The 12,146-nt window shown below is 61.6% G+C and carries 7 protein-coding genes; 1 reads left to right on the top strand and 6 read right to left on the bottom strand.

Annotated features, from left to right (window positions below):
* Positions 1 to 25: 25 nt before the first annotated feature.
* From ctaD to aspA, 3 genes are all read right to left on the bottom strand, one after another.
* Entirely contained in the window at positions 26 to 1,906 is a 1,881-nt protein-coding gene (gene ctaD, locus V4529_14675) for a cytochrome c oxidase subunit I (GenBank protein MES2359576.1), read from the bottom strand.
* 12 nt (positions 1,907 to 1,918) lie between these two features.
* Positions 1,919 to 3,187: a cytochrome c oxidase subunit II gene (coxB, locus tag V4529_14670; GenBank protein MES2359575.1), complete on the bottom strand. Its 1,269-nt coding sequence runs from the start codon at positions 3,185 to 3,187 to the stop codon at positions 1,919 to 1,921.
* 109 nt (positions 3,188 to 3,296) lie between these two features.
* Entirely contained in the window at positions 3,297 to 4,730 is a 1,434-nt protein-coding gene (gene aspA / locus V4529_14665; GenBank protein MES2359574.1) for an aspartate ammonia-lyase, read from the bottom strand.
* 79 nt (positions 4,731 to 4,809) lie between these two features.
* Here aspA and leuS point away from each other — a divergent pair, with 79 nt between their 5' ends.
* Complete coding sequence (leuS, locus tag V4529_14660; GenBank protein ID MES2359573.1) at positions 4,810 to 7,182, top strand: leucine--tRNA ligase; 2,373 nt, start codon at positions 4,810 to 4,812, stop codon at positions 7,180 to 7,182.
* Here the strand turns inward: leuS and V4529_14655 are convergent.
* From V4529_14655 to V4529_14645, 3 genes are all read right to left on the bottom strand, one after another.
* The gene (locus V4529_14655; protein ID MES2359572.1) at positions 7,126 to 9,942 is read right to left on the bottom strand and encodes a cation-translocating P-type ATPase; all 2,817 of its coding nucleotides are present in this window, start codon (positions 9,940 to 9,942) and stop codon (positions 7,126 to 7,128) included. The two genes, leuS and V4529_14655, sit on opposite strands and share 57 nt — an antisense overlap.
* 69 nt (positions 9,943 to 10,011) lie before the next feature.
* Positions 10,012 to 10,965, bottom strand: a complete 954-nt coding sequence (locus V4529_14650) for a universal stress protein (protein MES2359571.1) — start codon at positions 10,963 to 10,965, stop codon at positions 10,012 to 10,014.
* A gap of 62 nt (positions 10,966 to 11,027) precedes the next feature.
* Entirely contained in the window at positions 11,028 to 12,134 is a 1,107-nt protein-coding gene (locus V4529_14645) for an AI-2E family transporter (protein ID MES2359570.1), read from the bottom strand.
* Between the last annotated feature and the right edge of the window lie 12 nt (positions 12,135 to 12,146).

Raw genomic sequence — 12,146 nt, 5'->3', positions numbered from 1 at the left:
CGCGGATGAATCCGCGCCTGTTCCTTTAATGATGTTCCGGTTCGAGCGGACTCGTGAGCCATCCATAAAGAGCCAACACCGTCGCAGCCGCTCCCACCAGGATCAGCCAGTGACCGACGATCAGGCCAGAGAACATGATGATCATGAACGCCGCGGCGAGCAATGGTTTGATAGTGCTGTACGGTATCACGATCCCAAGCTGCTCGGCGGTCTTGCCGCTCTGCTGATTGATACGTGCACTCTCGATGTCAGCCTGCTTGCCTTCCCACAGCGGATAACGTGACGTAACCGTTGGAAGAACCGCGAAGTTGTAGACCGGCGGTGGTGATGGAATCGTCCACTCCAGCGTGCCTGCACCCCACGGATTCGGGCCTGCAGCATGCCCGGACACGCGGCTCTTGAAGAAGTTGTAGATGAATATCGCGGTCGCGACTGCCAGCAGATACGCGCCGATTGTCGAGATGTGGTTGAACACTTCCCAACCCTGGCCGGCGTCGTACGTGTAGATGCGGCGCGGCATTCCGAGCATGCCCGAGAAGTGCATCGGGAAGAACGTGAGGTTCATTCCGATGAACGTCAGCCAGAAGTGCCACTTGCCGAGCTTCTCGTTCAGCAGACGACCGAAGAACTTCGGGAAGTAATAGTAGATACCTCCGAACAGTCCCATGATCGAGCCACCGAACATCACGTAGTGGAAGTGCGCGACGATGAAATACGAGTCAGTCTGCTGCAGATCCGCTGGTGGCGAGGAGTGCATCACGCCCGAGATTCCACCGATCGTGAACAGCGCGACCATGCCGACGCAGAAGAGCGATGCGGACGTCGCCTTGAACTGCCCCTGTGCTATCGTCCCGATCCAGTTGAAGATCTTGACGCCTGTAGGAATCGCGATGAGCATCGTCGTGACGCCGAACACCGAGTCGGCAACCGGCCCCATTCCAACGGCGAACATGTGGTGTGCCCACACGCCGAAGCCAAGGAAGCCGATCAGAATGCCCGAGTAGACCATCACCGGATAGCCGAACAGTGGCTTCTTGGAGAAGGTTGGAAGCACCTCGCTCACCAGACCGAACGCCGGCAGGACGAGGATGTAGACTTCCGGATGTCCGAAGATCCAGAAGAGATGCTGCCACAGGAGCGGATCTCCGCCTGCCGCAACTTCGTAGAATTGGGTTCCGAAGAAGCGGTCCATCATCAGGAAGAAGAGCGCGATCGTGATGACGGGGAAGGCCAGGATGACCATGAACTGCACGACGAACGCCATCCATGTAAAGACAGGCATCCGCATCAGCGACATGCCGGGTGCTCGCAGGTTGATGATCGTCGTGATGAAGTTGAAACCTGCCGCGAGAGACGAGATGCCGAGGATCTGCAGACCGATCACCCAGAAATCGATGTTGATTCCTGCCGAGTAGGCCTTGGTCGTGAGCGGCACATAACCGAACCAGCCGCCATTCGGTCCGTGGCCGAACAGGATCGGGATGCTGATGAAGAGACCACCGAACAGATAGACCCAATAGCTGAATGCGTTGAGTCGCGGAAACGCGACGTCGCGCGCGCCGATCTGAAGCGGAATGATGAAGTTGAAGAATGCGGCGCTGAGCGGCATGATCGCGAGGAAGATCATGGTCGTGCCGTGCATCGTGAATATCTGGTTGTACGTCTCGGCGCTCACCAGATGCCGATTGGGTCCGCCCAGTTGCGCCCGGATGATCTCCGCCTCTAGACCACCGACGAGGAAGAAGAAGAGGGCGGTGAAGAGGTAGAGAGTACCGATCTTCTTGTGATCGGTAGTGGTGAGCCAACCCCAGATCGTGCTCTTCTCCAAAGTAACCGTCGCCGGTGTCGGAGAGGGAACGAATGGTTTGAGGTGAGCAGGAGTCGTGTCGATGACAGTCGTTGCCATTTGTCTTCGCGCCTACTTGAGTGCTTGGAGGTATGCCACGAGATCAGCAACCTGCTGGTCGGACAGCCCTGACGGGGTTGTTGCCTTCGTCTGCGGGTCGTACTGACCCTTGCCGAGCGTCGGCATCAGAACGCCGGACTTCATCAAGCGCGCGTTCTTGATCCAACGGGAAAGATGCGGCTTGTCGTTGACGTACATGCCGGCCGCGATCGCGATGCGCGATCCGACGTGCGTGAGGTTCGGTCCGATGGTGCCGACCGCGAGTGGATTGCCAGCCACTGAGTGGCAGGCGTTGCACGTGCCAGCGCCGACGAACAGCTTTTCGCCCGCTGCGGGATCGCCCTGCAGCTTGTCGTCGAACTTGACCGCGTCGGGGAAGGGCGTGTGCGGAATTGCATAATCCGGCACTTCGGCGCGCGGAAGAATGTACGCCGCTAGCTGCGCTGGAGTTGCAGTCGGTATGGCCGGTGTCGGTGCTGCTGGGGCTGCGGGAGTTGCACCAGCTGCGGGGGCCGCAGGGGCCGCGGGGGCTGGTGGTGGACTGAAGAAGCCCGGCGCCTGTTGCCGAGTGACCCAGCTCGCGAACTGATCCGGATTCACAGTCACGACGCGGAAGTGCATCTCACCGTGCGAGTCACCGCAGTACTCGGTACAGAAGCCGTTCCATACCGTCGTCGCCATGTTGCTGTCGGGCGTGAACCAGATATGGTTGGTGTGATTCGGGATCGCGTCACGCTTGCCCGCCAGCTGCGGCACCCAGAACGAGTGAATGACATCCTGCGAGTGGAGCACCAGATCGACTGTGCGTCCCTTGGGGATGTAAATCTCGTTCGCCGTAGTGAACTTGTATTGAGGGTAGCGGAATTCCCACCACCACTGGTGACCGTAAACCTCGATCACCAACGAATTTGCCGGCGCGGGTGCCTGCGTCTGAAAGATGGTCCGTACCGTCGGCACCGCGATGAACGCGAGAATCGCCGCCGGGATGAGGGTCCAGGTAATCTCCAGCAACACGTGGCCGTGTGTCTGCGGCGGAGTCACATCTTCGCTGCGTCGACGGTAGCGGATGACCACGTAGATCAGCGCCCCCTCGACCAGAACGAATACGATCGTCCCGAAGAACATCAGGCGATTCCACAGGAAGTCGATCGAGCGACCGAGATCCGAGTGGGGTGTGAACGTGGAGTTCGGGTAGCTTTGAGCGCAGGCCGCGAGCGCCAACGCGAGCACCGCTGCCACTCCGAGCGGGGCCAGTCGGCGCAGGCGATGAGAGCCTATCATGATAGTGGGTTGAGGGTGGATCTGTTCAGCAGTGGTAAGATAGGGCGTATTGCCGGGGTGGGCTACCCGCGGTGGCTCCGAAAAATTGTCCAAGGCAAATTGGGCACGTTCAACGCCCCCTGGGCTTCGTCATCGCTTCGGGATTGAGCAACTGGTCCAGCTCTTCGCGCGTCATGAGTCCGCGCTCGAGTACCAGCTCGAAAACGCCGCGCCCCGATTGCAGCGCGACGCGCGCAATATCGGTCGCGGCCTCGTAGCCAATAACCGGTACCAGCGCGGTGACGATGCCGATCGAGTGTTCAACAAAGTGGCGCATGCGCTCCGGGTTCGCTGTGACGCCTGTCACACATCGAGTGCGCAATACGTCGCATGCATTCCGCAGCATCGACATGCCGCGCAGCAGTCGATAGGCAATCACCGGCTCGAAAACATTCAGCTGAAGCTGACCGGCCTCCGCGGCCATCGTGACTGTCACGTCTCCCCCGATCACGTCGAAGCAGACCTGATTCACGACCTCAGGAATCACTGGGTTGACCTTTCCAGGCATGATCGACGAGCCTGGCTGCATGGGGGGGAGATTGATCTCGCCGAATCCGGCGCGTGGTCCGGATGACAGTAGTCTGAGATCGTTGCAGATTTTGGAAAGCTTTACGGCGCAACGCTTTAGCACACCGGACAGTTGAACGAAAACACCTGTATCGGCGGTGGCTTCGACCAGGTCGGGCGCGGTTATCAGCGTCAGACCTGTCACCCGCGACAGCTCGCGCCGAACAGACTCCGCGTAGCCTTCGGGCGCATTTATCCCGGTACCAATGGCCGTCGCCCCCATGTTGATCTCAAGAATCAGCTTCTGCGCCTCGCCCAGGCGGTCGACGTCTTCGAGGATGGTATGGGCGAAGGCACTGAACTCCTGCCCGAGCGTCATCGGTACCGCGTCCTGAAGCTGCGTGCGGCCCATCTTGATGAAGGCGCCGAACTCTTCGCCTTTTTGAAGAAATGCCCCAGCGAGCGCGGCCATCGCCGTCTGCAGCTCTGTGATGCTCGCGTGCAGCGCCAGCTTGACCGCCGTGGGATAGACGTCGTTGGTCGACTGGCTCAGATTGACGTGGTTGTTCGGGTGGATCACGTCGTACGAGCCCCGCGGAAGACCCAGCGACTCCAGGGCGAGATTGGCGATTACCTCGTTCGCATTCATGTTGGTCGAGGTCCCGGCGCCCCCCTGAATCATGTCGACCGGGAACTGGTCGCTGTGGTCTCCGCGCCGAAGGGTCTCCGCGGCAGCGACTATGGCGCGCGCAATCTTCGCGTCCAGCAGGCCCAACTCCTCATTCGCCAGCGCCGCAGCCTCCTTGACGGAGGCGAGCGCCGCGACCAAGGTCGGAAACTGGCCGACGTATGTACCGGAAATGGGGAAATTCTCCAGTGCGCGGAGCGTCTGCACGCCGTACAGGGCGTCTGATGGTACGCTGCGCTCGCCAAGTAGATCGTGTTCGATCCGACTGGACTGATTCGATGAGCTGGGGTGTGTGGGTGTCTGCGGCATCGCCAAAAGCTACGCACACGCGGCCATTTTCGGGACTTCCGGGGGCTACGGGGCTATACGGCACCCTTATTTTGAGTGAATGGAATCAGTCGACCGCCAATCCGAAACCGTTCCGCCGTACGATCCGGGCGCGATAGAGGCCAAGTGGCGCGCGCGTTGGGCCGAGCGCGGCACCAATGTCGCCAACATACGTGGTGCCGAGCGTCCGTACTACGCGTTGATGATGTTTCCGTATCCGTCTGCGGAAGGCTTGCACGTCGGAAACATGTTTGCGTTCACGGGCAATGACATTTTTGCGCGATATCAGCGCATGCAGGGTCTCGACGTATTCGAGCCGCTGGGCTACGACGCGTTCGGAATCCATTCCGAGAATTACGCGCTCAAGGTCGGCGTGCATCCGGCGGAGATGATCCCGCGCAACATCGCCAACTTCCGGCGCCAGCTGGAGAACGGCGGTTTGATGGTGGACTGGACACGGTCGCTGTCGACCACCGATCCGGAGTATTACCGCTGGACGCAGTGGGTATTCCTTCAGCTGTACAAGCAGGGGCTCGTGTACAGGAAGGCGGCCGCGGTCAACTGGTGCCCGACCGACAAGACAGTGCTGGCCAACGAGCAGGTGATCGCCGGCGAGTGCGAGCGTTGCGGCAGCAAGGTCGAGCAGCGGTTTCTGGAGCAGTGGTTCTTCGCGATCTCGCGCTACGCAGATCGCCTGCTAGCGAATCTCGACAATCTCGACTGGTCCGAGACAACCAAGACCGCGCAGCGCAACTGGATCGGCAAGTCCGAAGGCGCCGAGATCTGGTTCGATGGAATCAAGGTGTTCACGACGCGCCCGGATACGATATTTGGCGCGACGTACGTCGTGCTCGCCCCGGAGCATCCACTGGTCGACGCGCACACCACCGATGCGCAGCGCGCGGCTGTGGACGAGTATCGCGAGCGTGCATCGCGTCGCGATCTCGTGTCGCGCAAGACGACCAGGGACAAGACCGGCGTGGCCACTGGAAGCACGGTAACGAATCCTGCTACGGGCGAGCAGATCCCCGTGTGGGTGTCGGACTACGTGCTGATGGAGTACGGCACTGGTGCGATAATGGCCGTGCCGGCGCACGATGAGCGCGATCTGGAATTCGCTCACGGCTTCGAGCTGCCTGTGAAGAAAGTCGTGCACGAAGACGAGACGCTCATCGAGTCCGGCGAGTTCAATGGAATGACTGTGCACGCCGCCAAGCACGCGATCGTCAAGTCGCTGGAGGCAAAGGGCAAGGCCACTCCAGTCACGAACTATCGTCTGCACGACTGGTGCATCTCTCGGCAGCGTTACTGGGGCCCGCCGATTCCGATCATCTACTGCGATGAGTGCGGAGTCGTTCCGGTTCCGGAGAAGGATCTTCCGGTGTTGCTGCCGATGATCGATGACTTCAAGCCGGACGATTCAGGCATCTCGCCGCTCGCCCGTCACGACGAGTGGTACCGCGTGCCGTGTCCGACGTGCGGAAAGATGGCGCGCCGCGAGACCGATGTGTCCGACACGTTCCTCGACAGCGCGTGGTACTTCCTGCGCTATCCGAGCGTAGGCGACGACAGTCAGCCATTTGATCCCGCTATCACGCGTAAGTGGCTGCCGGTTGATTCATACATCGGCGGCAACGAGCACGCGGTGCTGCATCTGCTGTATTCACGGTTCGTGACGATGGTGCTGCACGACGCCGGCCTGCTCGACTTCGAGGAGCCGTTCACCAAGTTCCGCGCTCACGGTCTCATCATTCGCGAAGGCGCGAAGATGTCCAAGAGCAAGGGCAACGTGGTGAATCCCGATGAGTACATCGACACGTGGGGCGCGGACGCCTTCCGCACTTATCTCATGTTCCTCGGGCCCTTCGAAGAGGGTGGCGACTTCAGGGACAAGGGGATCTCCGGAGTGCGCCGCTTCCTCGATCGTCTCTGGGTTTCGGTGCGCGATTGTGACACTGACGGAACTCTGGATCCGGAAGTCGAGCGCAAGTTGCACGCGACAGTCAAAAAGGTGGGCGAGGACATACCGCGTCTCAGCTACAATACGGCCGTAGCGGCGATGATGGAGTACATGAACGTGCTCCGCAAGTCCGACCGTGTTCCGCGTCGGGCCGAGGTTGAGCCGCTCGTGCAACTGGTTGCGCCGTTCGCGCCGCATCTCGCTGAAGAATTGTGGGAGCAGCTCGGTCACGACACCAGCGTGTTCGACTCACGCTGGCCGGAGTTCGATCCGTCCTTGCTCGTCGACGACGAGATAGACCTGGTGGTTCAGGTGAACGGGAAGGTGCGTGGCAAGATCCGTGTGCCGCGTGACATCACACAGGATGCGGCGTTCGCACTCGCGATGAAGGACGAGTCTATCGCGAAGTTCGTTGCGTCATCGCCGAAGAAGGTCGTGCATGTTCCTGGACGGTTGCTCAGCATAGCTGTCTGAGCGCGGCCACTTCGCGGCGGCGAATCGAAAGATATAGCCGCCGTAGAGTGGCGCCAGCGCAAGCGCAGTTATGACGGCGATGTCCGTCAGGTCGATCGGAGTGACGGCCAGCACTCTCGCGAGCGGAGGCACGTAAACGGTTGCCAGCTGCAGCGCCACTGCGACTCCCGCCGCGGCTGCGACGTACCAGTTGATCCGCCGCGTGCCCACGTCGCCTGGCAGATTTCGAGCGTTGACGAGCTGCGTGATCTGAGCAAGCGCGAGGGTCATAAAGGCGAGCGTTCCGGCATGCCGAACCACCTGGATGCGATCGCCGCCAGTTTCCGATAGACCCCATAGTAAAGCGGAGAACGTGGCGGCTGCAATTAGAAGCGCATATCCGCCTGAGGTCAGGACGAGTCGCCGCGACAGCAACGGTGCGTGCGGATTCTGCGGAGGTCGCGTCATTACGCCTGGACTGGATGGCTCCATGGCAAGCGCAAGCGCCGGAAATGTGTCAGTCAGCAGATTGAGCCAGAGTATCTGGAGTGGCTGGAGGGGAGACGCGAGACCGGCGATCGCAGCCGCAAACAGCACGAGAACCTCTGCGAGATTGCAGCTCAGCAGATAGAACACGAAGCGCCTGATGTTGCTGTAGATCACGCGCCCTTCTTCGACGGCGACAGCAACCGTGGAGAACCGGTCATCTGCCAGAACGACGCCGGCCGCTTCCTTGGCTACGTCCGTGCCGCGACCACCCATCGCGACACCGATGTCCGCGCGCGCAAGAGCCGGCGCATCGTTGACGCCGTCGCCGAGCATCGCAACGACGTTTCCGTCCATCTGCAAGGCCGCGACGATTCGCAGCTTCGCTTCCGGACTCACTCGGCTGAATGCGCTCACCGATTCCAGTCGCGCGGCGAGGGCGGTGTCCGATAGCGCGTCGATCTCGGCTCCGTCGAGTGCCTCGCTGCCCTCTGCAGCAACACCGAGCGCATGCGCAATGACGCTTGCGGTGAGTCGTTGGTCGCCGGTAAGCATGATCGTGCGTATGCCCGCCGTGCGCAACGAATGAATCGTCTCGGCTACTCCCGGCGCGGGCGGGTCAAACATCCCGACCAGGCCCAGGAAGCACAGGTTCTGCAGACTCGCTTCGTCCGTACCCTGCGGTTGGCCGTCTGCGAGCGCTAGCACACGTAGCCCGCGGGCCGCCAGCGCTTCGTTGCTGCGCAGCACCGTACTCCGCGCGACTGGGCTCAGATTTCGATCGCCGGTCGGTGTCGCGGCGGTGGTGCAGCGAGCGAGCACGCGGTCGGGGGCTCCTTTCACGAATGTCTGGATCGCGCCGGTGGACGAGCGATGAAACGTCGCCATCACCATTCGTTGGCTCGAGAACGGCAGCTCCGCGATTTCGGGCATCGTATGCAGCAGTTCGGCACGATCGATTGAACCCTTGCGTGCCGCCACGAGAAGAGCCGCCTCCGTCGGATCGCCCTGCGCACGCCACTCGTCGCTGCGCGTGTGAGCGAGATTCGCGCGGTTTGCCATGGAGCCTGCAACCAGCGATCGGTGGAGTGCCGGAAGGTCGCTCGCAGGCGTCGGTACTCCGTTTACAAGGAACTCACCCTCCGGCCTGTAACCAGCGCCGCTGACGGCGATCTCGGTTCCAGCGTCCGGCCATGCAACACCATCGGGCGTCCAGAATGCAACGGCGGTCATGTCACCGAGCGTCAGCGTTCCCGTCTTGTCGGTGCACACTACGGTCACCGACCCCAGACTTTCGACCATCGACATTCGCCGCACGACTGCCTTCCGTTTCGCCATGCGTCGTACGCCGACAGCCATTGTAATCGTTACTACTGCCGGCAGTCCTTCCGGTACTGCCGCGACCGCGATTGCAACGGCTATGAGAAATACCGACGCGAGCGGACTGCCGTGCGCAAAGTCGAGAACGGCTACCCCGACTCCGACCGCGATTGCCGCGAACACGACTTGTCGTCCAAGCACGTCGAGCCGCTTCTCCAGCGGCGTCGGCTCGTCGGAGATGCCGGACACAAGCATGCCAATCCGTCCGACTTCGGTTCCGCTTCCCGTCGCAACCACGACGGCGGTGACGCTTCCTGTGACAACGGTTGTGCCCATGTACAGCATTGAAGTTCGGTCGCCGAGCGGTGCGTCGATCGCTGCCGGCGGTGCAGCGCGCTTCGATACGGGGAGTGCTTCACCCGTCAGCGGTGCTTCTACCGTCGTCAGTTCCATTGCGGTCAGTATCCGTGCATCTGCAGGTACGGCACTTCCCGCTTCCATGACGATTACGTCGCCAGGGACAACCCTGGCCGCGTCTATCCGTCTGACAACTGCGTCCCGGATGACGGTCGCCTGGTGCGCATCCATGCGGCGGAGCGCTTCCATCGCACGGCGCGCTTTGATCTCGGTGGCGAAGCCGATGGCAATATTCAGCACCAGCACGGCTGCGATTGCGATTGCGTCAGCGACGTCACCGGAGAACAGCGCAAAAAGCGCTGCCACTACGAGCAGGAGAACAATGACACTGGCGAATTGTCGCAGGAGGATTCGCCAGGCACGCTCCGGGCGTACCACCTGGATGACGTTGCGGCCGCACGTTACGAGCCGGCGCTCCGCTTCGGCCTCCGATAGTCCGTGCCGTGACGCTCCGATTCGCTGCAGCGCTTCATCAGCGTCGAGCGAGTGCCACGCGACGGTGACGCCCTGCGTCAGCGTTCCGCCAGATTCATGATTGCCAGTAGAGGAGAGCGCCACACGGTGCCTTTGGCTATCCGCCCTCGGTGCGTATCACGCGCGGACGTGTATTCGCCCCGAAGGATGCACTCATGAAACTGGCGGTACCAGCAGAAGTGACGTGACGCATGCGCGTGCCAGCTCGGCCGCAGCCGACCCGAGCATGAGACGGGCTACGGGTCCGTGCCGCCTGCTTGCTATCGCGATGAGATCTGCGTTGACTCGCTCCGCCGTGCTCAGAAGAAGCTCGGATGGCCGGCCCGATCCGGCGAGCGTGTCGATCGTGACAGGGCTGTCGGTTGGTAGTTGGCTCACGAGAAAGTTGCGAACTTCTTCCAACGCACGAGCCACTCCGAGGCTGTTCACCACCGCGTGTCCGTCATCGGTGATGGAACCGTCGTCCGGTTCCTGCGCGTGGACGAGTGTCATCTTGGCGTCCGGCATTGCGATATCCACCGCCGCCCGAGCGGCGGCAACGCTCGCTCGCGTGAAATCGATCCCTGCGACAATTCGCCGCGGCAATCCGGTGCTGTCTCCGCGCGCGGCAAATACGGCGCACGTGGAATGTCGTTGTACCTGCAGCGTCGTCTCATCGCCGATGATGCGGTCGAGTCGACCGTGCTGTCGCAGCCCAACGACGATGAGCGCGGCGTTCAGCTTTTCGGCGTGCGTCACGATCTGGACAGCCGGAGTTCCAGCGGCGATGTGAACTGGCCAACGCGATGCCTCCGGCGCCACGCCGGCCAGTTGTGCGATGACCTCCAGTCGCTGCTCGCCGTGGGCTGCTTCGCCAAGCATCTGATCGCCCGCGCCGAGCGCTTCTTCCAGGAATGGCACGGTAGGAAAGGATCTGAGATCGAACACGTGCAGGATTTCCGGTGTCGCACCGCGCTCGCGTTCGAGCGCGGCAGTGATGCGCGCGCCGGCCTGTGCAGCCGGAGAGCCATCGCTCGCGAGCAGTACCACGCGACCGCGAAAATTCAATCCGGTCACCCCTGCGGTCATCCTCCCAACTGCTGTCTCTGTCTCGTTCTCTTGTTGCATGCAGGCCTCCGGAAATTGGGTGTGGTTGTGGCTAGCGAACCAGCCGCGGAAGAATCGAGTGCTTACTGCTGTGTCGCCAGCTCGCCGAACTCACTCTCATACAGGCGCAGCAGCTCGAACAGGTACGAAATTGCGAGAGGTCCCATCAGGAGCCCTGTGATTCCCATCAGTTCAACTCCCGCGAACGCACCGACCAGGGTCGCCAACGGATGAATGCCCGACACGCGGCGATAGATCAGTGGCCGGATGATGTTGTCGATGTTGGATGCCACGACGCCGCCGATGAGCGCGAGCACCGCAGCCGCGCCGTAGCGCCCGTTTGCAACAAGGACGAGTACTCCCGGCCCCCAGACGAGCGCGCTGCCGAGAATCGGGAAGATGGACGCAATCGCTGTTGCCATTCCCCACACGATCGGGTTGGGAAGACCCACGATCCAGAACGCGAGGCCAACGGTCGTGCCCTGTGCCATTCCCGTTGCGAGCATGCCGAGCAGGGTCGCCTCCGTTACGAGGCCAAAACGCAACCGCAGTGCATCCGCACCTGCTGCGGAAAATGGAATGAGCGGTCGAACGCGCGCCCATAGATCATCGGCTCGATACAACAGGTAATAGAGACCGACGGTCGCGATCAGAAGGTTCAGAATGCCGCGTGTGACACTCCCCGCCAGCGAAAAGACCTGCTTCGGTGCGGATGTCGCAAGCGACTCCAGCATTCGCGAGAACTGCGCGCCAACGTCGAAGGGACCGATCTGAAGCTCGGCGAGACGACGGAAAGTCGTGCTCTGGACTACACGAGCCACCGTGTCAGGAAACTGCGCAAGCGCCACTGCGCAGAGCCACACTATAGGAATGAGAAACAGGGTTGCCATTCCCAATGCGACTACCAGCGCAGCCCTTTTCGGGCGCATGCGGCTGGCCAGGCGGCGATATGCACGCAGGCACAGCACGTGGAGAATCGCCGCACCCAGGAGTCCTGGAATGTAGTGGCGAATCGCTATGATGATTCCGATCGCGAGGATCGCGATGAACGCTCCCGCGCGCCTGCGGTAACGCGCGGACACCGCACCCGGCGACCCGTGCGGCGGAGCGAGCGTCGTCGCGGGAGCGGTCGTATCGCGCGGCGCGACATCGTCCAGCGCAGCGTGTCCGGTCTCGTCCGATTGCTTCAACGTACACATCGT

The sequence above is a fragment of the Gemmatimonadota bacterium genome, assembly GCA_040388625.1.
Lineage (GTDB): Bacteria > Gemmatimonadota > Gemmatimonadetes > Gemmatimonadales > Gemmatimonadaceae > Fen-1247.
This window is presented reverse-complemented; position numbering and strand designations above follow the sequence as displayed.